This window comes from Chitinophagales bacterium (assembly GCA_019694975.1).
Lineage (GTDB): Bacteria > Bacteroidota > Bacteroidia > Chitinophagales > UBA10324 > JACCZZ01.
The window spans coordinates 360,771-384,702 of sequence record JAIBAY010000001.1; the positions used below are offsets into that span (position 1 = coordinate 360,771).

A 23,932-nucleotide genomic window follows, 5' to 3' on the forward strand; every position below is an offset into this window, starting at 1 on the left:
CTCATACCGCTTCAGGCAAAAAAAAATGCCCTGTCGCCAGGGCATTTTATCATAAGCTATGGTCTTTATTCTTTGGTAAAGGTTTTGGTTACCACTTCTTTATTGTTGCTGTAAACTCTTAAGAAGTAAACTCCCTTTTTTAAATCAGCTACCGGAACAGCTACGGATTTGCTGCCCGCATACACATTCACCGATTTCATTTTCTGTCCAACTACATTATAGATAGCAATGCTGTTTGCATTATTTATCCCATCAAAATTAATGTTAAGAATGTCTTTAGCCGGAATAGGATACATGGTTAAAGAGGTGCCAATGGGATCTGCTATTCCTGTAAAATCCTTCCCCACAGCATTCACATGAAGAACGGCATTGGTATTTGTGCTGTCGTAGATATCAAAAACCACTATCTGGTAATGGCCTTCACCGGTAACCAAATTGGGATTTACCGTCAGTCTTAAAAGTCCGCCGGCATTCGCTGCCAATACAAAATCCTGGCTGGCCGTAGCACTTGAATAGCAGTTGTTTTTATCACAGACCGTGGTTGTCCATTCTGCAGGCGCATCTTCCACAATCCGTATCCAGCGAAAAGTCCTGGTCGTATTGGTATTATTAGTTACTGTTGCATTAGCGTCGCCGTAATCATCGTAGCTGACCGTAAGGTCAAAATTACTTGGGCTGATGGTAACATTTTGTGATTGGGAATGCAACACAAATGACACTACAAACAGTGCAAGCGTAAAAAGTTTTTTCATGGGATGTAAAAATTTATACCTGTGGCCTGAAAAAATTATGCCGTAAATGTACAAACTACCTCTTAAACAGCGAATTTTTATTATAAAATATATTAGCGGCCTCCCACCGGCTTCCTTTTCTAACAAAACCATGACAATTGCAGTCAGCCTTACATAAGATTGGGCGCTTTCAAAGCGCCACTACATGAGTTATCACATTGCCGTAACATATTTATTATGCCGCAATGAATGATCTTCTTATCTTCGGGGTTTCAATTTTTCTCACCCCCAAACAAAAAATAGTACCGTGAAAAAATCTACTCTTGCATTCATTACCCTTGCGTTATTACTGCTGGCAGAAGCAGGATCGGCGCAGACAACACTGTATTCTCAAAATTTTGAGGGTACCGGACTTCCCTCCGATTGGTCACAAGTGACCAACGCTGACGACGGTGGCTGGAAATTTGGCACTAATACACAGCTGCAAAGCTCCAGCTTTCCCATTTCGGCGCATACTAAAATGGCATGCACCAACGATGATGCCTGCAACTGCGATAAAAGCAATGATATGCTGATCTCTCCCGCAATGGATTTTTCCGGATACAGCTATATCTTCATGAGCTTCGATAATTACTATTATAATTTATCTTACGGCGGCGCCACGGAATCGGCTTCCATAAAAGCTTCAACAGACGGTGGTACCACCTGGTCAACAGTAACAGAACTGGCCGGTAACACCGGTGACTGGGAAACACGTTTTGTTGACCTTTCGGCGTATGCCGGGCAAAGCAATGTAAAAATTGCATTCGCCTATGATGACGGCGGTGACTGGTTGTACGGATGGGCGATGGATAACATGCTGGTGTATGCACCGGTAGCCGGACTCGATGCCGGTGTTTCCACTTTTCAGATCGGCAAACTGGATCCTACACCTACTTTTACCGCATTCTCAAAATATATCACCAACCTGCCGTTGAGTGTTACTGCTACCATTTCAAACCTCGGCACGGTTCCCATTACTTCTTTTGATGCAACATGGACTGATGGAACAAACACCTATCCCGAAACCATCACAGGCATCAATATCGGAACATTTGAAAGCTATACCTACACTGCCTCTGCGGAATATGTTACCTTACCCGGAAGTCATAATCTGTCGCTCACCATCTCCAATATCAATGGCGGCTCAGCAGAGCTTGACGCCGACAATAACGATGGCAGTTTTACCATTTCCGGTGTAGTGCCGAATCCTGATCAGCATTATGTTGCCGAAGAAGCCACCGGCACCTGGTGCGGCTGGTGTGTCAGAGGCATCGTTTTTATGGATTACATGCGCGAAGCATATCCTGATCAGTTCATTGGCATCGCAGTGCATAACGGCGACCCGATGAAGCTTACGGCATACGACAATTGGGTGGGCTCCTTCCCCGGCTTTCAGGGCTACCCGAGTGTGATTATCAACAGAAACTACATCGTTGATCCTTCAGAACTGGAGGGAGATTTCATTAACAGTATCTCGAATGCACCTGCTGTGAAAGTTACGGTAGATCCGGTATATAACAGTACTACCAAAGAGCTCACGGCCACATTGACCGGTGATTTTCTTCAAAACCTCAGCGGAGATTATCGCTTTGTAGCTGTTTTGAGAGAAGACAGTGTACATGGCACAAGCGGCACCTATGCGCAAACCAATTACTATTCCATCGCAGATTATGGATATGCCGGACCGATGCAGGGATATGAAAATCAGCCGGGACACATACCGGCAGCACAGATGTATTATGATTTTGTAGGCAGGGCATTGCTCAGCAGCGTGGATGGAACTGCAGGAAGTCTTCCGGGCACCCTGAACAGCGGATCCAGCTATTCCTATGAATTCACCTATACGGTACCTGCTGCCTATAATGTCAACCGGTTGAAGGTAGTCGGCATGGTGGTTGACTATTCAACAGGTGAAGTACTGAATGCAGGCATCAACGGATTGAAATTCACCACGGGAATCGATAATCAACCTGTCAGTGGGTCTGTGTTTTTATATCCTAACCCGGCTAACCAGGCAGCCTACCTCGATTTGAAAATTACGCAGCCGGCTGATGTGACCTACCAGGTGGTGAACTTACTTGGGCAGGTTGTGGCTGATGAACATATGGGAACCCTCAGTGGCAGTCAGCTTGTGCCGGTTGATGTAAGCCATCTTCCTACCGGCATTTACCAGGTTAAGGTTACTATCGGCGATCAGCTGCTTACCCAAAAGCTGGAAGTCGTTCGGTAAGAAATTACAACAATCATCATTAAGCCGTTCCGCTTACCGGGAACGGCTTTTTTTGTGCATACTTTGTTAAAAACACTAACAGGATTCTCCTACTTTTGCCACTTGATGAAAATGCAGCAAGGTCCGCTACTTTCCACCGTATTTATCCATCCACGCATCCTTGCTTTTACCTGGTGTCTGATCATCCTGACCGGTTATTTGTTTTCAAAATTTGTACGCAAACCTGTCAGCCGGGTTAAAGCTGTAACCATGCTATGCCATGATTATTTTTTTCCCGCAGGAATTTTAACTGTTCCCCCTTCAGCCCTTATCTGTTTATCTTCAACTTTTTCAAATGCCCAGAGATAATACTATTCAGCATGTGCTCATTATCGGCTCAGGCCCCATCATTATCGGGCAGGCCTGCGAATTCGACTATTCCGGTTCACAGGCGGCGCGTTCCCTGCGCGAAGAAGGCATTAAGGTTTCGCTGATCAATTCCAATCCGGCAACCATCATGACCGATGCAGTTACGGCAGATCATATCTACCTGTTGCCATTGACTGCGAATTCGATTGTACAGGTACTGGAAGAATCAACAGAGTCAGGAAGAAGGATTGATGCCGTATTGCCAACGATGGGTGGTCAGACAGCGCTTAATCTGGCCAAAGAAGCTGATGAACTGGGTATATGGAACAAATACCAGGTGCGGATGATCGGTGTCGATATTAAAGCCATTGACCTTGCGGAAAACCGGGAAGCCTTCCGCAACCTCATGGGTGAAATAGGTATCTCCGTAGCACCCTCCAAAGTGGCTAACTCCATGCTGGAAGGGAAAGAGATTGCACAGGATATCGGATTCCCGCTTGTAATCCGGCCATCGTATACTTTAGGAGGAACAGGCGGCGGATTTGTTCACAGAAAAGAAGAATTTGAGGCGGCGCTCGATCGTGGATTGAGGGCATCACCCACCCATGAAGTGCTGGTTGAAAAAGCGGTTTTGGGCTGGAAAGAGTTTGAGCTCGAGCTGCTCCGCGATTCCGGAGATAATGTAGTGATCATCTGTACGGTTGAAAACTTCGACCCGATGGGCGTACATACCGGCGATTCCATCACGGTGGCACCTGCCATGACACTGAGCGACACCGGCTTTCAGCGAATGCGTAATATGGCCATGCTTATGATGCGTTCACTGGGCAACTTCGCCGGCGGCTGCAATGTACAGTTTGCCATGGATCCTGAAACGGAAGATCTGATCGCCATAGAAATCAATCCGCGTGTATCACGTTCTTCCGCCCTGGCTTCCAAAGCCACCGGTTACCCGATAGCAAAAATTGCGGCTAAACTTGCCATCGGTTATCACCTTGATGAATTGCGTAACCAGATAACCGGCACCACTTCCGCCTATTTCGAACCATCGCTCGACTATGTAATCGTGAAAATTCCACGATGGAACTTCGATAAGTTTGCCGGCGCCGATGAAACACTCGGGCTGCAGATGAAATCGGTGGGTGAAGTAATGGGCATCGGCCGCACTTTCATCGAAGCGGTTCAAAAAGCATGTCAGTCGCTTGAAAATGATGCCATCGGACTCGGTGCTGACGGCAAACACTGGAAACGCTCGGAAGAAATTCTCGAAAAACTGCAACACCCTTCCTGGGACCGCATCTTCAGAATCAAAGATGCAATGTCACTCGGTGTTTCCATCAACACAATTTATAAGTGGACACTCATTGACAGGTGGTTCCTCGAGCAAATCCAGGAACTGGTGAACACTGAAAAAGAAATAAAAAAATATACGCTGGATACCCTGCCCCGGCATTTCTTCCTGCAGCTCAAACAAATGGGTTATTCCGACCTGCAGCTCACTCACCTGCTGGGCAACGTCAGCGAAGAGGAGGTGTATGCGAAAAGAAAATCACTGGGTATCCGCCGTACTTATAAATTGGTGGATACCTGTGCAGCTGAATTTGGGGCGGCCACGCCCTATTACTATTCCACGTTCGACGTGGAAAACGAATCAGTGGTTTCCAACCGGAAAAAAATAATCGTGCTGGGGTCAGGCCCCAACCGTATTGGCCAGGGTATTGAATTCGATTATTGCTGTGTGCATGGCTTGCTGGCGATCCGTGAATCCGGCTTCGAAGCCATCATGATCAACTGTAATCCGGAAACGGTATCCACTGATTTTGACATCGCCGACAAGCTTTACTTTGAACCTGTATTCTGGGAACACCTGATTGAAATTATAGAACTCGAAAATCCGGAAGGTGTGATTGTGCAACTGGGCGGGCAAACCGCGCTCAAACTGGCAAAGCAACTGTCGGAGCGAGGAATCAGGATTATAGGCACTTCCTTCAAAGACATGGATCTTGCCGAAGACCGTGGTGCATTTTCCGATCTGCTGAAAGCGCTGGAAATTCCGTACCCGGAATACGGTGTGGCGCTCACGGTGGAAGATGCCGTTGCAGTGGCACGACGGGTAGGTTATCCTGTTTTAGTGCGGCCTTCTTATGTGCTCGGTGGTCAGCGTATGCGCATCGTGCTAAATGATGATGAACTGGAACAGGCCGTGCTGAAGCTGCTCAAGCACATGCCTGACAATAAAATTCTGATTGATCATTTCCTCGACCGTGCCGAAGAGGCCGAGATTGATGCCATTTGTGACGGGGAGCAGGTGCATATCATGGGCGTCATGGAACACATAGAGCCGGCTGGTATTCACTCCGGTGATTCAAGCGCGGTATTGCCTCCTTTCAATCTCACATATGAGGTGATTGATAAAATGGTGGAATATGCAGAAAAACTCGCCCTGCAACTCAATATCCGCGGACTGATCAACATTCAGTATGCCATCAAAAACGGAAAGGTGTATGTTATTGAAGCTAACCCGCGGGCATCAAGAACAACACCATTCATCGCGAAGGCCTACCAGATTCCCTACCTGAATGCGGCAACTAAAGTGATGATGGGTGTTAAGAAAATCAAAGACTTCAAATTTGACCGTAAGCTCACCGGCTATGCCATCAAAGAACCGGTTTTCTCTTTTGATAAATTTCCCAACGTGAATAAAGAACTCGGGCCTGAGATGAAATCTACCGGTGAAGCCATCCGGTTCATTAAAGATTTGTTCGATCCTTTTTTCAGGCAGATGTATAAGGAGAAAAGCATGTACCTGAGCAAATAAAGGCCGGCTTCAAAAGCCTTGTGCAAAAGACCGGCTAACTGCAATTTATCTACTTTTGTTTCGTCATTCCCGATCATGTTAGTACGCATTTTTGAAACACCTGTATTGGATGTCCTGCTGATTGTGCTCGCCATCCGTTTTATCTGGCCATCCTTATTTGGTATCAGGAAAAAGAAAACTGCAGCGGGCAGCGGCGAACAAAGTAATTATGTGAAACAGCCTCCTGCTGCCAATCCTCCCAAATCAACTGATCGCCGCGGAGAATATATTGACTACGAAGAGATCAAGTGAATTGATCATTCGCTTAATTACTGTTTGAATCATTGCCGCATTCAGCAGTGAATAACAACGGGTGATATACAACTGTATCATTGTTGCCGCTCAAAATAAATTACCGGAACAGTAATATTACCTTTGCCGGAAATTCAAACAATTATGTCGCTGGAAGAAAAAATAAATGGCGATTTGAAGCAGGCGATGCTCAGTAAAGATGAAGCCGCTCTTCGCGCCATACGTGCTATAAAATCCGCCATCATCCTGGCAAAAACAGAGAAAGATGCCAAAGAAGCGGATGCAGCATCGGAGATAAAGTTGTTGCAGAAACTGGTGAAGCAACGAAAAGATGCATTGGAAATTTATGAAAAGGAAAATCGTGCTGACCTTGCCAAAAAAGAACGCGAGGAAATTGAAGTGATCGAACGATATCTCCCTCAGCAGATGAGTGACGATGAATTAAGAAGCATATTGTCGAAGATCATTGCAGCAACCGGAGCCACAAAACCACAGGACATGGGAAAAGTGATGGGCATTGCCAGTAAGGAACTTGCAGGAAAAGCAGACGGGAAAACCATTTCAGCCATTGTGAAGGAATTGCTGGCTGCAGGATAATCAAAGCATGCATCCTGCATTTATACATTATCGCTTATGCCGTTCATGCACTGACAACACAGCTCTGTTTTCTTCATAATTACCTACGTAAATTACCTCTTTCATGTGGATTGATATTATCTGGTTAATGCTTGCTTTCTACGGCTGCTGGAAAGGATGGACCAATGGCCTCATTCTCTCCATATTCACTTTGCTGGCCTGGGGCATCGGTCTGCTGGCTGCCGTAAAACTGAGTACCGTGGCGGCAACAGCATTGCACGAACAACTGCATATCACTTCTGCTTACCTGCCGGTTATTTCTTACGTGCTGGTATTCGTAGTGATTGCACTGGTGATCTACCTGGTTGGCAAATCGCTGGAAAAAATTTTTGAACTCGCCCATATCGGTTTTGTAAACAGGATTTCCGGCGTGATCATGTATGTGGCGGTGTATACAGTTCTTTTCAGTGTATTCATCTGGTTGCTTGATCAGGTTGAACTCATCACACCTTATGTGAAGCAACAATCAAAGATGTATGCAGCTATCAACAGCATTTCCGGGTTCATGATAGAGCAGGCTTCGTCCTTCACACCGGTGGTAAAGAACCTGTTTGCAGAGTTTCAGACGATGATTGACAAGATCAGCAAATCCATTCAGCAATAAATGAGTCCGCGTTTATTATCTTCCAATACAGATGCTTAGCCCTTCAACTTCCTGCCGGTGCTCCTGTTGTTCGACAATTATGATTCCTTCACCTACAACCTGCAGGATTATTTTCTGCAACTCGGTAAGCCCTGCCTGGTAATACGGAATGATGAAATGCAGCTGAATGAGATCGAAGCCTTACAGCCTGAAGGCATCGTGATTTCACCGGGACCGGAAACACCTTCAAAGGCCGGCATCCTGCCCGAACTGATCCTTCATTTTCACCATCGGCTTCCGCTACTCGGCATTTGTCTCGGACACCAGGGCATTGGTGAATTTTTTGGTGCCGATCTCGTGCATGCGGCACAACCCATGCATGGCAAAACTTCTGTTATCACACACTCAGGGCATCCTGTTTTTGAGCAGGTCAGTAATCCTTTCACTGCTATGCGGTATCATTCGCTGATCCTGAAAAATCTTGACCGCACGCCGCTGGATGTGATAGCGCAAAGCGAGCATGGCGAACCCATGGCCCTGGCGCATCCTACGTTAAAGATTTGCGGTATCCAGTTTCACCCTGAATCCATCCTGACCCCTGATGGTATCCTGATGCTGCGTAACTGGCTGCAATGGTCAGGATTAAAATGAATGAACACAAACCCGTCAGGAATATTGAATGAAGTGCAGCACCCTTTGCATTGAAGCATATTTTCCTGCATAAATCAATTATCCTGCGCCTGAACAATTTACAGGCAACCAAAATTTTGTCTGTATGTGTGATTCGTGAATGATTACTCTTTTCAAATCCTTATTGTCTGTATCCAGAAACTATCTCAAAATACCTGGAGTCATCCTGTTCCGATTGATTGGGATCAAGGTCTTTTCCATTCATTGACAGATGCCGGAATAAATCCGGCATGGCCGCATTGATTGCCCATTTTGAGATAGCTCCCAGTAAGGTCTTGCACTGCAAACATGCAGGTGCAGCCATCATGTGATAGTTGATGTAAATGCAATGAATACAGCTAACCGGTAAAAGCCTGTAGCAAAACCGCTCATTTTTATCGTACAACTTGCACCATTGTATGTTCATGCTTCGGGTGATAGCCAAAGTATTTTTCAATAAAAAACTTATTTTAGCAGCATTAAGCACTGAAAGGAGTATGGAGATCAGCATAAAACAGGACGGCAAGTTCAGGTATATTGAGGAAGGCGAGGGCGAGGTGCTCCTGTTACTGCATGGACTTTTCGGTGCGCTCAGTAATTTCAAGGGAATACTGGATGAATTCAGCAAACGCTATAAAGTGGTGATTCCGTTACTGCCGATTTATGAAATGCCTGTCCTTGAATCTTCCGTTAACGGGCTGGTGAAATATGTACGGCAGTTTGTGGATGCGCGAGGATACGATTCGATGATCGTGCTTGGCAATTCACTCGGAGGCCATATCGCACAACTATACGCACTCGATCAGACTAAAAAAGTACGTGCCTTAGTGCTCACGGGCAGTTCAGGCCTGTTTGAAGATTCGCTTGGCGGCGGCTATCCGAAGCGTGGCGATTATGAATACATCCGCGACCGCACCGCCTACACCTTTCATGATCCGAAAGTAGCCACCAAAGAACTGGTGGACGAGGTATACGAGATCTGCAATAATCGCGGCAAGGCAATCAGGGTGATCTCTGTGGCAAAGTCGGCCATGCGCGAAAACCTCAGCAGGTCGCTGCATAAATTAACGATGCCTGTATTGCTTATCTGGGGCAAGCAGGATCGCATCACGCCGCCGTTCGTGGGTGAAGAATTTCACAAGTTGCTCGTGAACTCTGAACTGGTGCTTGTTGATGATTGCGGCCATGCGCCTATGATGGAAAAACCCGCCGAGTTCAACATTATTCTCGATGAGTTTTTGCAGAAACTGAACGTAGCCGCCTGACTATGAAAGCAGCCGAGCTGGTATCCAAAAGTATTGCTGCGCTCAGGACTTCCGATACAGGTGCCAGGGCACTGCAACTCATGAATGCCTACCATGTTTCTCACCTGCCGGTTGTAAATGAAAACCAATTGCTGGGACTTGTTTCTGAAGAAGATATTCTGAATTCACACGGCGAAGAAGAAGCCATCGGTAACCTCGCCCTTTCTCTTGCCAGGCCATTTATTCACAGCCATGAACATATGTTTGAAGTGCTCAAGATGGCGGCTGAGTTGCGCCTCACCGTGATACCGGTTACCGATAAGATGGATACCTACATCGGCCTTATCACACGGAATGACCTGCTCAACTATTTCGCAGAACAAACGGACATCCTGGAGCCGGGTGGCATCATCGTACTTGAATTGCAGGTGAAGGATTATTCATTGGCGGAAATTATCCGCATCATCGAAGCGAACCAGGTAAAGATACTCTGCCTGTTTGCCGGAACAGATTATGATATGTCAAAAATTGAAGTGACCATCAAGCTGAACAACGCGGATCTGCAGCCGGTCATATCCGACCTCAACCGTTACAATTATACTGTAAAAGAGACCTTCCTGGAGGCTGAATATTTTGATAATCTGAAAGAGCGATATGATTCACTTATGAATTACCTCAACATCTGATCACAGTTGTCTCCGTCTCCTCAGGATACTGTTTTTGTTTTACTTTCGTTTCTATGCCTCTTCTGAAAAGCGCCGCTGTAACGTTTGCGCTGATGATCTTCTTCCCCGTTATTTTTATAGCAAAGGCACAAACCGATTCATTGACTCTCGGCGATACGGCATCCGCTGATTTTGTGGTGGTTCATAATATTATAATTGAAGGCAACAAGCGAACCAAGCCGCAGGTGATTTTAAGGCAGATAACTTTTTCACAGGGCGATACCATTGCATTTGATGCATTGATGAAAAGAATGGAAGAAAGCCGCAACCACCTGATGAATATCGGCCTGTTCAATGAAGTGGTATTCAATATCAAAAACTGGGAAGGAGTAAATATTGATGTATCGGTAAGCGTAAAGGAAAGATGGTATGCCTTCCCGGTACCTGCACTGGATTTGTATGACCGCAACCTGACCGTCTGGCTTGTTGATCATAATGCCAGCCTGAAATACCTGCAATTCGGCATGCGGTTTTACCAGCAAAATATGCGTGGCCGTGATGAAGACCTGAAGCTGGTGGCACTATTCGGTTACTCACAGCTTTACCAGTTGCAATACAATATTCCATATATCAACCGCAAGCAAAACATCGGACTGAAGGTTACCGCTTCCTACGGCCGCACCCGGAACCTCACCTATGGCTTCAGCCGGAATAAGGACCTGATATACCTTGATGTGGATGCCTATCAGAAAACTAACTTTTATTCATTGATTGATCTTATCTATCAGCCTGCATTCAAATACAAGTACATTTTCACCTTGAGCTACAACGATAACCAGGTTACGGATACCATAGCAAAACTCAACCCCGATTATTTTCTGAATGGTGATACCCGGCAACAGTATTTCACCCTGCGCAGCATGTTCATCCGCGATTACAGGGATATCGCTGCCTATCCGCTGACCGGAAACTACGTAGAGGTATCCGTTTCAAAACTGGGACTCGGCCTCCACGATAATGTGAATATTTTTTCTTCCACCATCATCGCCAACCAATACCTGCATTTTGGCAGAAAATGGTATGCAAGCACCGTCAATAAGCTGAAAGTCTCTTTTCCAAAAAGTCAGCCATATAACCTCAACCGCGGACTGGGTTATTCCAACGACTACGTGCATGGCTATGAATATTACATCATCGACGGGCAAAGCTTTGCCTACAGCAGGTGTGATATAAAAAACGAGCTCTTCAAAATCAAAATAAAAACACCTGAGAAAAATCCCTTCCTGAAAGGAGCGAACATTCCGTTCACCTTATATGGCCGTGCCTTCGTCAGCGGCGGATATGTAAAGGACGATCTCTTTTATGAAGACAACCCGCTCAACAATACTTTTTTAATGGGTGGTGGTTTAGGGCTCGACCTCACGCTTATTTACGACACCACAATCAGGGTGGAATATTCCATCAATAAACTGGGTGAAAGCGGCTTTTTCCTGCACATGAATTCAATGTTCTGATTTTTCCTGTTAAGGCTTTTATCAAAACACCGGCACCTTCCGGAAGAATCGCAACTTGCCACTCCAATAACTTCCTGCCATGAAATGCTTCAGCCAGATCAAGACATTCACGGTGCGCATGCGAGCTGTCGGCCGGATTCCTTTGATGCGGAGCCTTGTTAAGCAGGCACATCCTATTTTTGTTGTTAGCTTTGCCTGTTGTGAATTTGAAAAGAATGAGTTGCAGTTTGACAGTATTCAATGTTTATCGTTTACGCGTATTGCATTAAATCACTAATCCATATACAGGATGAATGTAGCGCTCTATTGCCGGAATATTAAACCGCAGGATATTCCAGTGCTGCAGGAAATACTGGATCAGCTTGCAGCAAAAAAGATCGGCGTCTATATCTACAAACCATTCTTTGAACAGGTATGGCCTGAGATTAAAACCAGGTCGGGCATCAGCACCTTTGTATCGCATGAAGATATCCGTGATAAGATTGAATACCTGTTTACCCTCGGTGGTGATGGCACGCTGCTGGATACCATCAACTTCGTGCGTGATTATCCGATCCTGGTCATGGGCATCAATATCGGCAGGCTTGGCTTCCTTGCTGATATCGGCAAAGAAGAAATCGGGCATGCCATACATGCCATTACCAAGGGCTCCTATGTTACGGATCAACGCACTTTGCTTGAACTGGAATCCAGCGAACCACTTTTTGACGATGTGAATTATGCCCTGAATGACGTGACCATTCACAAAAAAGACACTTCCGCCATGATCACCATTCATGCATACATCAATGGTGAATTGCTGAATTCCTACTGGGCCGACGGGCTCATTATTGCTACGCCAACCGGCTCAACAGGCTATTCGCTCAGCTGCGGCGGGCCGATCATCATGCCTACGTCTGAAAATTTTGTCATCACACCCATCGCGCCGCACAACCTCAATGTGCGGCCTATTGTGGTGTCTGATTCCAGTGTCATCTCCTTTGAAATTGAAGGACGCTACGAACAATTCTACTGTACGCTCGATTCAAGAACGAGACCAATCGACAACCTGACACAGTTGGCCGTTAAAAAATGCCAGCATAAGATCAGCCTTGTCCGGCTTCCAGACCATCATTTTCTTGAAACATTGCGCACCAAGCTCATGTGGGGAGCGCATGCGAGAAAATGATTCAGGCAGTCATTGCGCGGGCTGTATAAACCGGCGGATAGTTTTTTGCATGCTTCACCATCATCCTTCGCCTTCTGCTGGCCGGACAAATAGCTAAAAAACCTTACTTTCGCGCAAGGAAATAAAGCAACCATCACTGCGTTATCGAAACAATCTTTTACTCCGTCGTTTCCATTAAACCTTTCTGTCAATTACTTGAACCAGAAATTCTGCATTCTACTTTCAGGCATTATTTTGCTTTGTTGCCTTTCCGTGCAGGCGCAAAAGAATGATTTTGGCATCTGGTTGGGTGGCGCCAACTATTTTGGCGACATCAATACGGGCACAGATTTCCGGTTTGTAAATCCTGCCGGAGGATTTCTTTACCGCCGCAATTTTGATGAACGTGTATCATTTCGTTTTAACCTCAATGCCGGGCGGGTTTGGGCCGACGATCAATATGCCAACAACTATTATCAGCAAACCCGTAACCTTGGCTTTTCTTCAAATATCCTCGAAACCAGCTTCCAGTTTGAGTTTAACTTCCTGCCTTATACCGCGGCTCCGGGTTCAACAACCGGTGAACGGCATCGCTTCGCGCCTTATGTAATGGCTGGATTTGGGGTCTTCCACTTTAATCCTTCCGCAAATTATAATGGTGAGAAAATACTGTTGCAGCCTGTTGGTACAGAAGGACAAGGCTATCCTCAATACCCGGAACTGAAGAAGTACAAACGAACAAGCTCTGCCTGGTTGCTCGGTGGCGGATTTAAATACAGGATATCAGCACTCACCGGCCTGACCCTTGAATTTGGGGTAAGAAAAACGGCGACGGACTACCTCGACGATGTGAGTGGTGTATATGCCGATCCTGTAATACTGCTCTATGAAGGCGGACCGATGGCGCAGTTTCTCGGTGATCCGTCCGCTGAAGTGCTGGCCGAACCGATTGGTGCAACGGGTAAAATGAGAGGTGACAATGTGAAGAGCGACGATTACCTCTTCTTTGGCATCGGCATCACCCATACATTGAAGCCATACCGTTGTCCTTATCCGCATTAAGATTTACTTCATCAAAATAGATGGTTACTTAGTACCTTGCGTACTTTTTAATTCCAGCCATGTCCTTATCCGAAAAGATTGATAAAACCAGGTTACCGGAACACATTGCCGTCATCATGGATGGCAATGGACGCTGGGCCAGGCTGCACGGCGAGAACAGAATTTTCGGACACCGTAACGGAGTGACTGCCGTGCGTGCTACCGCAGAAGCCTGTGCGGAACTCGGCGTCAGCTTCCTGACGTTGTATGCTTTCTCAACGGAAAACTGGGCGCGTCCGCAGCATGAAGTGGATGCCCTCATGGAGTTACTCGTGACCACCATCAGCAATGAAATGCATACGCTGATGGAGAACAATATCCGCCTGCTTTCCATCGGTAACATCGCATCGCTGCCGCCGAAATGCAACCGTGAATTGCTGGAAGCGATGGAGGAGACCAAACAGAATACCGGGCTCACACTGATCCTGGCCCTCAATTACAGTGCACGCTGGGAGCTGACTGAAGCCATGCGGAAAATTGCCACAGCCGTAAAAGAAGGCAACCTGCTTCCAGCAGAAATAAATGAAACCGTTATCAGCAGTTACCTGGAAACCGCTGACTTCCCTGACCCTGAACTCATGATACGGACAAGCGGCGAACAGCGACTCAGCAACTACCTGCTCTGGCAGCTGGCATACGCTGAATTATATTTCACACCTGTTTTGTGGCCTGACTTTGACAAGGAAACTTTGTATGAAGCCATCATCGACTTTCAGAAACGGGAACGCCGGTTTGGCAAAACCAGTGAACAAGTAAATGTGAAATGATCCGTATTCCTGTACTTATATTACTGCTGATGGCCGTATTATTCCGGCAAGCGACTGCGCAGGTCAACCAGCATTCAGCTGATTCGCTCGTTGTGGACTACGCTAACCCTAAAAGTTACGTCATCGGAGGTATTGAAGTGCGTGGCACGCAATACCTGGATAAGGATATCCTCGCTGCATTGGCGGGCATCAGGAAGGGTGACCGGATTGACATACCCGGAACAGAAATCAGCAAGGCCGTTAAGAACCTCTGGAAACAAGATCTTTTTGCTAATGTGAGAATATATGTGGAGCGTACCGTCAGCGACACAGCCTTTCTCACCTATGAACTGGATGAACGTCCGCGTCTCTCCGGCTTTACCTTTCGTGGCACAACCAAAGGTGAACAGGATGACCTTCGGGAAAAAATTAAGCTGAATAAAGGCAAGGTATTAACGGATAACATCAAGGTTAATACCTACAATACCATCAAGTCATTTTATAATGAAAAAGGGTTTACACATGTCAAGGTGACTATCAGTGAAGTGCCTGATTCCTCGCAGCAAAACAGCATGCTCTACTATATTTATATAGATAAGGGAAACAGGGTTAGAATTGATAATATCTGGTTTAAAGGCAATACGGCAGTCAGCAGCCGCAAACTGCGCGGCCTCATGAAAAAGACCAAGGAGAACCCCGTCTGGTCGGTGTTTACGGTTTCCAAGTTCAGGCCGTCTGATTACGAAGATGATAAGGGAAAGGTGCTTGCCTACTATGCTACCAAAGGTTATCGCGATGCACATATTAAGTTTGATACCGTTTATGAAAATGAAAATGGCAACCTGAACATACAGATCTGGATCGCTGAAGGGAATAAATATTATTTCCGCGACATCAGGTGGTCGGGCAATTCAAAGTATGCTTCGTCGCGACTGGATTCCGCGCTGCATATCAAAAAGGGCGATGTGTATGATGAGGAATTTCTTCAGAAAAGACTCAATGGCGACCCTAACGGCACAGATGTGGGTTCGCTGTATATGGATGACGGCTACCTTTTCTTCTCCGTTACGCCGGTCGAAGTATCCATTGAGAATGATTCCATTGATCTTGAAATAAGGGTGCATGAAGGTCCGCAGGCCACCATTAACAGGGTATTTATTGAAGGCAATACCAAGACACATGAACATGTTATCCGTCGCGTGATACGCACTACGCCCGGCAGCAAGTTCAGCAGGGCGGATGTGATACGTACACAACGTGAAATTTTAGCCACCGGTTTTTTCGATCCGGAGAAGCTGGGCATCAACACCGATCCGCATCCTGAAAACGGAACGGTTGACCTCACCTATTCCGTTGAAGAAAAGCCAAGTGATCAGGTGGAATTATCTGCGGGTTGGGGCGGCTCGGGAACGGGTGTCATCGGTTCACTGGGTGTTAAGTTTAATAACTTTTCCATGCGCAACCTGTTCGACACTAAAACATGGTCGCCGTTGCCTTCCGGTGATGGCCAGGTATTTTCAGTGCGGTTGCAGTCGAATGGCCGTTATTATCAATCATTCAACATTGGCTTTACGGAACCCTGGTTAGGCGGCAAGAAACCCAATTCATTGAATATCGGGTTGTACAGTTCGCGCTATGCAAGAGGCACCAGCAGGGATGATCCGGCCTACGGCACACTGGTAACCACCGGCGCCACCGTCGGGCTCGGTAAGCAACTGCAATGGCCGGATGACTTTTTTACGCTGATATCCGCCGTTAACTTCACCAATTATTCACTGGATAATTATACCACCAATTTCTTTATCAATACAGGCAATGCATACAGCATCAGCCTGAAGGAGACCTTTGGCAGAAATTCAACCGGGCCTGACTTCACTTTCCCCAAGTGGGGATCCAATTTCTATATCAGCCTGGCATTAACGCCACCTTACTCCCTGTTCAATGATAAAGATTATACCGACCTTCCTATTGCCGAAAAATACAAATGGGTAGAATTTCATAAATGGAGATTTGGCGCTGAATGGTACACGAATGTTTTTGGAAAGTTTGTTTTGAAGACAGCAGCCAAAGGAGGATACCTTGGCTATTATAATCCGGAAATAGGCCTCACGCCTTTTGAGCGCTTTGATGTGGGTGGCGACGGGTTGTCGCAGAATTATTCGCTCTACGGGGTTGATATCATCTCGCAGCGTGGATACAAAGAAGTGTATGCCACGGCTGCGCCGATCTTTAATAAATTCACACTTGAACTGCGGTATCCGTTCTCTACAAGTCCGAGCGCCTTTATTTACGGAACAGCTTGGGTGGAAGCCGGTAATGCATGGTATAGCTTCGATGATTATGATCCGTTTAATCTCCGTCGCGCTGCAGGGCTGGGCCTTCGTGTATTCCTGCCCATCTTCGGCACAGTAGGATTTGACTATGGCATCGGATTTGACAAACCACGCCCGTTAGTTGCGCCAAGAACACTGGGCGAATATCTAAGTGTTTATGGTGCATTTAATATCGTGCTTGGATTTGAACCGGAATAGCATGATGCTTACAAAGTTGACTGGTAACAATCAGGCAACGCATAATTGTGTATTGAATACAGCAACAGATGATTGACTTCCATTGATGGCCGCGCAAAAATTTTAGATATTTTTCATTTCATACGCTTTTCACAGCACAAGCTTTTAAACTATTAATCCTAGATTCAACTATGAAAAAATCAATTTTCCTGTTCGGTTTCCTGCTACTGACAATTACCGCCACATTTGCACAGAAGATCGCCTATGTGGATACGGAATATATCCTGAAAAATATTCCCGACTACAAGGATGCGCAAAAGAAACTGGATGACCTCGCAGCGGCCTGGCAAAAAGATATTGATACCAAATATGCGGAAATTGAAAAGCTGTATAAATCCTATCAGGCGGAGCAGGTATTGCTGACAGATGAGATGAAGCAGCAACGGCAGAAAGAAATACAGGACAAAGAAAAAGCCGCCAAGGAATTACAGAAGCAGAAATTCGGTTACCAGGGTGAGCTCTTTGTGAAACGCCAGGAGTTGGTGCAACCTATACAGGATAATGTATATGATGCGGTTTCAAAAATTGCCGTCAGCAAAGCTTATGATTTTGTATTGGATAAGTCTGGCGGTTCGGCAGTGTTGTATGCCAACACCAAGGTGAATATCAGCGACCAGGTTTTACAGTCGATGGGTTATGCACCGAAAACAGGCAGCGCCACCGACAAAACGGATAAAGACATTAAAAAGTAAAAAATTGATACTTTTGCCCACCTAAAATAATGCCGCCGATCCATTCAGGTAACAAAAGAAAAAAGAGCGGCAGACAAATTCGCACCTAAAAAACCAAAACAACAATGAAGTTTCTCTCTTACCTGGCAGTTGTGTTGCTGCTGTTGACGGCTGTATCTACACAGGCACAGTCACTTAAATTCGGACATATCAATTCTGCTGACCTGCTTGCCATGATGCCGGAAATAAAAAAGGCCGACTCCGTACTGCAGGCTTATCAGAAATCACTGGAAGATGCCAACACCTCGATGCTCACCGACTATCAGAAGAAAATACAGGATTTCCAAAGCCTACCGGCAACCACCACTGATGCCGTAAAAGAAATCAAGCAACAGGAAATCAAAGACCTGGAGAACCGTATTCAGCAATTTCAAGGCGGCGCACAGGATAAACTGCAAAACAAAAAAGAAGAAGTGTACTCTCCTATTCTCAAGAAAGCCGAGGATGCCATCAAAGAAGTGGCCAAGGCAAATAACTATGCCTATGTGTTTGATACGAGTGCCGGTGCTGTGGTGTATGCGCAGGAATCCGACAACCTGATGGAATTGGTGAAGAAGAAGCTAATGTTAAAATAGACGAAGTACCAACTCACTCCACACTACTCGCTACTCACTAATCTTTTGACTCCACAAAACCCAATTGGAATTTTTGATTCCGGCATTGGCGGCTTAACGGTCGCCAATGCTGTTTCTAAGCTGCTGCCCGAAGAAGAACTCATCTACTTTGGCGACACAGCGCATCTGCCTTACGGCGATAAATCAGCGGAAGCGATTCAACACTACTCCATCCGCATCGCTGATTTTTTGCTCGATAAAAATTGCAAGCTGCTGTTGATAGCCTGCAACACTGCCTCTGCGGCCGCATTCGATGTGGTGAAAGCGCACGTTGCACAAAAAACCAATGATACCGTACCGGTGGTTAACGTAATTGATCCGGTGGTGGAACGGGTGGCAGCCGATACGACCATTCACAAGATCGGTATCATCGGAACCAAAGGCACCATCAAATCAGGCACGTATGAACATAAGCTCAAGGCGTTACGGCCCGACCTGGAAACCGTTGGACTTGCCACAGCCCTGCTTGCTTCCATGATTGAAGCAGGCTTCTACAACAACAGTGTCAGCCAGGCTGTCATCAACTCTTACCTAGCCTATCCCGACTTCAGCGACATACAGGGAATGATATTGGCCTGCACCCATTATCCGCTGATTGAAAAAGAAGTAGCCGCCTACTTCAATCATCGCATAAAAATATTCGACTCCACCAATATTGTTGCCGGGCAGGTAAAAGACACCCTCGAATCAAAAAAACTACTCAACAACAAGCGCCGCAATCCGCATCACTTCTATGTTTCCGACTTCACTGATTCCTTCGAGCAAACCACCAAAATCTTCTTCGATGAAAAGATTCATTTGGAGCAGAGCGGGATTTGGGAGTGAAGATGAAGGGAGCTATTTAACTGAAACAATTCACTTGCTCCATAGTCGTAAGCCTTGCATTGCGCTGTCTGCTTTTTTGATTCACGCTTATGAAATAGGATCTGAGAAACTATTGTTAGGCTTTCCAATGAATCATACTGGAACTACTGCTTAGCATTTTAAGCAGCATTGTGATTCAATCATTCACAGAGGTAGTTCACAGATTGATGCAACGTGCATTGCAGTAACTAAATCTGATCACTGCAACAAGTTCTCCTCCAGCCACACTTTATGCTTCAATCCTTTCCAGCCATTCTCTTACATGCTCCTTCCATGCAACACTGCCGGAAGCAGTGAAACCATGGTAGTTTCCGGATTCGCTGACTGCCGTTTGCAGATCAAACAACTCCTGTGTTGCAGAGTAGCAGATGCCACGCTGCATGAGATTGTTCGACAGGTATTCCTGTTCCGTTTGCCCGGGCGTGGGAATGAAGATGGCTTTGCCGCCAATGGCTGCAAGGTCCATAATCGTAGTGTAACCCGGCCGTGCAATGATGAGGCCGGCTGAAAGTATCGCCGAATTGAGTTCCCGGGTGAGCAGGTAATCCACCTTCGTGAAATTTTCCGACAGGCTTACGGGCACATCCGTTCCTTCCATCACACCCCTGACCAGCAGCACCTTCAAGCGCGCACGCGAACCGGATGGATGAACAGTTTTTTCATACTGCATGAACTGACCTGTTAGTTTAGTTTCCAGCAGGGTGCGCTGCGGCTCCGGGCCGGAAAGCAAAATGAGGATATCATATTTCCTGCTTTCTTCCCGGCTGTTAAAACGTGAGAGTGGCCCGATAAAAACCACCTTCCCGGTTGCAGGTAACCCTTTCGACAAATCACCGGACCAATTGCCCGGGCCTTCTGCATCGGCAATCCAGCAATTGTCAAATTTTGAAATAAAGAAATGATTAACAACGTTCACGATAGTTGCCATCCATTGCAGTGTAACCGGTAGCCTTATGGTTGCCTGATGCGTAATGAAGACCGACGGGATATTGCGGGCAAATAAACCATACCGGTTGTCAGCAATCACCGCATCAATTTTTTCTGCAGCAATTATTTTTTTTAACTGCCTGTGTTCCGCTATTACAGCAGTCAGCAGTTTCGGCAGTTGCAGCATCAGCCGCAGGGCAAGGCTTCCTTTTTCCTGGTAGCGGACAACAGTGCCCGGCATGTGAATCCATTTTAGGGCGGGAAACTCTTTGCGCAGCAAGGCGAGTGCAGCTCCGTCGGCTCCAATGATTACCTCGGCGCCGAGATGTTGCATTTCACTGATGAGCGGAATGCAGCGGGCGGCATGACCGAGTCCCCAGTTCAGCGGAGCGACGAGGATTTTTTTGCCTTGCTTCATAGCTGATAAAAATAGAACACGGATGATAATGAAGCGGAAGAATTTGCAACAGCAGCAGCGTATCCTTTAGTAATATCGCGGCACTGCAAGCGTACAGCAATTATGTTGCAGAAAAAACAGGCTGTTGTCAGCGGCCATTTCAGCCTAAATCCGATATTTACCGCATGAAGATCAACCAAACATCCACCCTCCTTTTCATGCTGCTGTTGGCAGCCTGTCTGTTCAGCAGTTGCATCTTCAGGAAAAAATGCCAGACCTGCCCTTCCTTCTCCCGCGCGGATAAAAAAGTTCCTGCTGCTTCCATCGTAACGATGCCGTTAAACGGTGTTATCATTTGTGCTTCCCGATAGGATGGATAACCGGGCGAACAGCCACCTATAAACTCTTAATAAAGGTTTTGCATCCGGATAACCGCGGAAGTTTCCGCAGTCAACAGGTTGTCATGAGCTCATCGTTCTGAAATCTTTTAACATGCTGAGCAAGATCATTTTCACCTCTGTGAGAAATTGCTAACTTGCGCTATTTAAATTCAATCTAAATAAGCGGGTGACTCAGTATCGTGCAGTAATGCCACTTGGCAAAATGAAAGAAGGCGATTCCGGCGTGATCGTGGAACTGGAACGGGGTGATCTTTCCCTGAAACTGATGGAGATGGGATTTCTTCCCGGAGAAAAAATATCCATCGATAAAGTAGCGCCACTTGGTGATCCGATATCCGTTAAAATCGGAACCTACCTCCTCAGCCTGCGCAAAGAGGAAGCAAATGCCGTATTGGTGCAATCTGCCACCGTGGCAGGGTGATAATTTCTATGCCTGTTTTGCTGCATGTGCGCCATTTAGTATGGAACATAAGAAAGGAACAAGCCGGCTCAAGCGAATAATTAACCCGTTGAGTGACGCATGAAGAAGAATCTGAAAATCGGACTGGTCGGCAACCCCAACTGCGGAAAATCTTCGCTGTTTAATGCATTGACGGGTCTGCGGCAGAAGGTCGGCAACTTTGCAGGCGTTACCGTGGATAAAAAAACAGGTTACCTGCCATTGTCGAAAGATCTTTCCGCCAACCTGATTGACCTTCCGGGCACTTACAGCCTCTATCCGCGCCGCATTGATGAGTTCATCACCTTCGACGTTTTGCTGAACCCTGATAATGATTCGCATCCCGACCTATTGGTGATTGTAGCAGATGCCTCCAACCTGAAACGCAATCTGCTGTTTTGTTCACAGATCATAGACCTGAAGATTCCCACCATCATTGCCCTCAACATGATGGATGTGGCGCGTAAAAACGGCCTTGCCATTGATACGCAACAGCTGGCGGTAGAGCTTGGCGTAAAAGTGATACCCATCAATGCGCGCGAAGGAAAAGGCATCAACGATCTTAAACGGGCGATACAAACCACCATACCGGTTCCTGATAAGAATTTTGTGGAAGTGAAGCCGCTTTGCCCGGAGGTGATTGATGGAGTGAAAGAAATCACCGGCGTGAAGAGCGATTATACCGCCTTCCAGATTGCCTGTCACTATATCAATATTTTCTGTTTTAACGTGGAACAGAAAGGCCGCATCAAACGCCTGCTGGAGCAACACCATTTTACCATGGCCAAACTGCAAGGCGAAGAAATCCTGAAACGGTACGATAAAATCAATCCAATACTCACCCGGTGCACTTCGCAGGACAGAAGCAGGCAGCAGGCGCTTGATACAACGGCAGGCATTGATGCCGTGTTACTGCATCCTGTTTACGGGTACCTGATTTTTTTGCTGATATTCTATTTCGTGTTCCAGGCCATTTTTTCATGGGCTACTTATCCCATGGAAGCGATCAGCAATGCATTCAGTTACCTGCAGGCTACACTGAACCAATCATTACCGCAGAACATTGTAACGGATCTGTTAGTGGAAGGCGTGCTGGCCGGTATTGGCGGCATTGTGGTCTTTATACCACAGATCATGCTACTCTTCGGATTTATCTCAATACTGGAGGATACAGGATATATGACGCGCGTGAGTTTCCTGATGGACAGGCTGATGCGGAAAGTGGGTATGAGCGGTAAGTCAACCTTGCCATTGGTGAGCGGGATGGCTTGTGCTGTGCCGGCCATCCTCTCCACACGCGGCATTGAAAACTGGAAAGACAGGATCATCACCATCATGGTAACACCGTTGATGAGCTGTTCGGCCCGATTGCCCGTATATGCACTGCTGATCAGCTTTATTGTGCCGGATGAAAAGCTATTCGGTTTCATGAACCTGAAAGGCCTTGCCATGCTTGGTTTATACCTGCTCGGCTGGCTTATGGCATTGCTGGCAGCGCTGGTGATGAAGCTTATTATCAGGGCAAAAGAAAAAAGCTATTACCTGATGGAGTTACCTATCTACCGCTGGCCACGTTGGGGAAATGTAGGCATCACCATGTTGGAAAAGGCGAAGGTATTCGTGATGGATGCCGGAAAAGTCATCATCACCATTTCCATTATCCTGTGGCTGCTCGCATCCTTTGGCCCCGGAAATTCTTTACAGGCCATAGAGGAAAAATTCGCACAGCTGCACCCTACAGAGATGGTAACACAAACCGAACTGAATAACCGGCTGCAGGCAGAAAAACTCGGCGCATCCTATGCAGGCCAGATAGGCCATTTTATTGAGCCGGTGATAAGGCCACTTGGTTTCGACTGGAAAATCGGTATTGCCCTGATCACCTCATTTGCCGCGAGAGAAGTTTTTGTTGGAACGATGTCAACCATCTATAGCATTGGTTCGGCGGATGATGCCGACTTTGAAGCTATCCGCGACAAGATGCGCAATGAAGTTGATCCTTTAACGGGCATGCATGTCTATAGCAGTGCCACCGCTTTCTCGCTGATGATATTCTTCGCATTTGCCATGCAGTGTATGAGTACTGTTGCAGTGGTAAGACGGGAGACAAAATCATGGAAATGGCCATTGCTGCAGATTGCCTACATGACGGGGCTTGCCTACCTGTCGAGTCTGCTGGTTTATCAATTGATGCGTTAGTCACATCCTCAGCTGTTGCATGCTG

Annotated in this window: 21 protein-coding genes; 18 read left to right on the forward strand and 3 right to left on the reverse strand. The window is 46.5% G+C overall.

Features of this window, described 5'->3' with window-relative positions:
* Positions 1–65: 65 nt before the first annotated feature.
* Positions 66–752, reverse strand: a complete 687-nt coding sequence (locus K1X61_01340; GenBank protein ID MBX7107267.1) for a T9SS type A sorting domain-containing protein — start codon at positions 750–752, stop codon at positions 66–68.
* Positions 753–1,038: 286 nt separating this feature from the next.
* On the opposite strand from K1X61_01340, the gene K1X61_01345 reads away from it, so the two are divergent.
* The 16 genes from K1X61_01345 (at position 1,039) to murI (ending at position 19,505) form a co-directional block, all read left to right on the forward strand.
* Positions 1,039–3,003: a T9SS type A sorting domain-containing protein gene (locus K1X61_01345; protein ID MBX7107268.1), complete on the forward strand. Its 1,965-nt coding sequence runs from the start codon at positions 1,039–1,041 to the stop codon at positions 3,001–3,003.
* A 334-nt stretch (positions 3,004–3,337) separates the two neighbouring features.
* Positions 3,338–6,169, forward strand: a complete 2,832-nt coding sequence (gene carB / locus K1X61_01350) for a carbamoyl-phosphate synthase large subunit (protein ID MBX7107269.1) — start codon at positions 3,338–3,340, stop codon at positions 6,167–6,169.
* Between the two features lie 75 nt (positions 6,170–6,244).
* Positions 6,245–6,460 carry a DUF4834 family protein gene (locus K1X61_01355; protein ID MBX7107270.1) on the forward strand — a complete coding sequence of 72 codons (216 nt, stop codon included), beginning with the start codon at positions 6,245–6,247 and terminating at the stop codon, positions 6,458–6,460.
* Positions 6,461–6,604: 144 nt separating this feature from the next.
* Positions 6,605–7,057, forward strand: coding sequence for a GatB/YqeY domain-containing protein (locus K1X61_01360; GenBank protein ID MBX7107271.1), 453 nt, complete (start codon positions 6,605–6,607; stop codon positions 7,055–7,057).
* 103 nt (positions 7,058–7,160) lie between these two features.
* A complete protein-coding gene (locus K1X61_01365) occupies positions 7,161–7,700 on the forward strand; it encodes a CvpA family protein (protein MBX7107272.1) in 540 nt (179 codons plus the stop codon).
* Positions 7,701–7,757: 57 nt separating this feature from the next.
* Positions 7,758–8,330 (forward strand): aminodeoxychorismate/anthranilate synthase component II, encoded by a 573-nt coding sequence (locus tag K1X61_01370; GenBank protein ID MBX7107273.1) that lies wholly within the window; start codon positions 7,758–7,760, stop codon positions 8,328–8,330.
* Positions 8,331–8,845: 515 nt separating this feature from the next.
* Positions 8,846–9,613 carry an alpha/beta hydrolase gene (locus K1X61_01375; GenBank protein MBX7107274.1) on the forward strand — a complete coding sequence of 256 codons (768 nt, stop codon included), beginning with the start codon at positions 8,846–8,848 and terminating at the stop codon, positions 9,611–9,613.
* Positions 9,614–9,615: 2 nt separating this feature from the next.
* A complete protein-coding gene (locus tag K1X61_01380) occupies positions 9,616–10,278 on the forward strand; it encodes a CBS domain-containing protein (protein MBX7107275.1) in 663 nt (220 codons plus the stop codon).
* A gap of 53 nt (positions 10,279–10,331) precedes the next feature.
* Positions 10,332–11,771 carry a BamA/TamA family outer membrane protein gene (locus K1X61_01385; GenBank protein MBX7107276.1) on the forward strand — a complete coding sequence of 480 codons (1,440 nt, stop codon included), beginning with the start codon at positions 10,332–10,334 and terminating at the stop codon, positions 11,769–11,771.
* A 289-nt stretch (positions 11,772–12,060) separates the two neighbouring features.
* Positions 12,061–12,939: an NAD kinase gene (locus K1X61_01390; GenBank protein ID MBX7107277.1), complete on the forward strand. Its 879-nt coding sequence runs from the start codon at positions 12,061–12,063 to the stop codon at positions 12,937–12,939.
* 195 nt (positions 12,940–13,134) lie between these two features.
* The gene (locus K1X61_01395) at positions 13,135–13,980 is read left to right on the forward strand and encodes an outer membrane beta-barrel protein (protein MBX7107278.1); all 846 of its coding nucleotides are present in this window, start codon (positions 13,135–13,137) and stop codon (positions 13,978–13,980) included.
* Between the two features lie 59 nt (positions 13,981–14,039).
* A complete protein-coding gene (locus tag K1X61_01400; protein ID MBX7107279.1) occupies positions 14,040–14,786 on the forward strand; it encodes an isoprenyl transferase in 747 nt (248 codons plus the stop codon).
* Complete coding sequence (locus tag K1X61_01405; protein ID MBX7107280.1) at positions 14,783–17,296, forward strand: outer membrane protein assembly factor; 2,514 nt, start codon at positions 14,783–14,785, stop codon at positions 17,294–17,296. The genes K1X61_01400 and K1X61_01405 overlap by 4 nt, the downstream gene beginning before the upstream one ends.
* Positions 17,297–17,466: 170 nt before the next feature.
* The gene (locus K1X61_01410) at positions 17,467–18,027 is read left to right on the forward strand and encodes an OmpH family outer membrane protein (GenBank protein ID MBX7107281.1); all 561 of its coding nucleotides are present in this window, start codon (positions 17,467–17,469) and stop codon (positions 18,025–18,027) included.
* Positions 18,028–18,131: 104 nt separating this feature from the next.
* A complete protein-coding gene (locus K1X61_01415; protein ID MBX7107282.1) occupies positions 18,132–18,641 on the forward strand; it encodes an OmpH family outer membrane protein in 510 nt (169 codons plus the stop codon).
* A gap of 45 nt (positions 18,642–18,686) precedes the next feature.
* Positions 18,687–19,505, forward strand: a complete 819-nt coding sequence (gene murI, locus K1X61_01420; GenBank protein ID MBX7107283.1) for a glutamate racemase — start codon at positions 18,687–18,689, stop codon at positions 19,503–19,505.
* Positions 19,506–19,773: 268 nt separating this feature from the next.
* Here murI and K1X61_01425 read toward each other — a convergent pair whose 3' ends face one another.
* The gene (locus tag K1X61_01425) at positions 19,774–20,889 is read right to left on the reverse strand and encodes a hypothetical protein (protein ID MBX7107284.1); all 1,116 of its coding nucleotides are present in this window, start codon (positions 20,887–20,889) and stop codon (positions 19,774–19,776) included.
* 157 nt (positions 20,890–21,046) lie between these two features.
* Positions 21,047–21,223 (reverse strand): hypothetical protein, encoded by a 177-nt coding sequence (locus K1X61_01430; GenBank protein ID MBX7107285.1) that lies wholly within the window; start codon positions 21,221–21,223, stop codon positions 21,047–21,049.
* Positions 21,224–21,456: 233 nt separating this feature from the next.
* Here K1X61_01430 and K1X61_01435 point away from each other — a divergent pair, with 233 nt between their 5' ends.
* Positions 21,457–21,690 (forward strand): ferrous iron transport protein A, encoded by a 234-nt coding sequence (locus K1X61_01435; GenBank protein ID MBX7107286.1) that lies wholly within the window; start codon positions 21,457–21,459, stop codon positions 21,688–21,690.
* A 99-nt stretch (positions 21,691–21,789) separates the two neighbouring features.
* Positions 21,790–23,907 (forward strand): ferrous iron transport protein B, encoded by a 2,118-nt coding sequence (gene feoB, locus K1X61_01440; GenBank protein ID MBX7107287.1) that lies wholly within the window; start codon positions 21,790–21,792, stop codon positions 23,905–23,907.
* Positions 23,908–23,932: the final 25 nt, after the last annotated feature.

Coding starts and splice junctions, on each gene's coding strand:
- K1X61_01430 (MBX7107285.1), bottom strand. CDS start 21,223: ATGATAACACCGTTTAACGGCATCGTTACGATGGAAGCAGCAGGAACT.
- K1X61_01355 (MBX7107270.1), top strand. CDS start 6,245: ATGTTAGTACGCATTTTTGAAACACCTGTATTGGATGTCCTGCTGATT.
- carB (MBX7107269.1), top strand. CDS start 3,338: ATGCCCAGAGATAATACTATTCAGCATGTGCTCATTATCGGCTCAGGC.
- K1X61_01365 (MBX7107272.1), top strand. CDS start 7,161: ATGTGGATTGATATTATCTGGTTAATGCTTGCTTTCTACGGCTGCTGG.
- K1X61_01380 (MBX7107275.1), top strand. CDS start 9,616: ATGAAAGCAGCCGAGCTGGTATCCAAAAGTATTGCTGCGCTCAGGACT.
- K1X61_01400 (MBX7107279.1), top strand. CDS start 14,040: ATGTCCTTATCCGAAAAGATTGATAAAACCAGGTTACCGGAACACATT.
- K1X61_01410 (MBX7107281.1), top strand. CDS start 17,467: ATGAAAAAATCAATTTTCCTGTTCGGTTTCCTGCTACTGACAATTACC.
- K1X61_01435 (MBX7107286.1), top strand. CDS start 21,457: ATGCCACTTGGCAAAATGAAAGAAGGCGATTCCGGCGTGATCGTGGAA.
- K1X61_01340 (MBX7107267.1), bottom strand. CDS start 752: ATGAAAAAACTTTTTACGCTTGCACTGTTTGTAGTGTCATTTGTGTTG.
- K1X61_01375 (MBX7107274.1), top strand. CDS start 8,846: ATGGAGATCAGCATAAAACAGGACGGCAAGTTCAGGTATATTGAGGAA.
- K1X61_01360 (MBX7107271.1), top strand. CDS start 6,605: ATGTCGCTGGAAGAAAAAATAAATGGCGATTTGAAGCAGGCGATGCTC.
- K1X61_01405 (MBX7107280.1), top strand. CDS start 14,783: ATGATCCGTATTCCTGTACTTATATTACTGCTGATGGCCGTATTATTC.
- K1X61_01415 (MBX7107282.1), top strand. CDS start 18,132: ATGAAGTTTCTCTCTTACCTGGCAGTTGTGTTGCTGCTGTTGACGGCT.
- feoB (MBX7107287.1), top strand. CDS start 21,790: ATGAAGAAGAATCTGAAAATCGGACTGGTCGGCAACCCCAACTGCGGA.
- K1X61_01385 (MBX7107276.1), top strand. CDS start 10,332: ATGCCTCTTCTGAAAAGCGCCGCTGTAACGTTTGCGCTGATGATCTTC.
- K1X61_01425 (MBX7107284.1), bottom strand. CDS start 20,889: ATGAAGCAAGGCAAAAAAATCCTCGTCGCTCCGCTGAACTGGGGACTC.
- K1X61_01390 (MBX7107277.1), top strand. CDS start 12,061: ATGAATGTAGCGCTCTATTGCCGGAATATTAAACCGCAGGATATTCCA.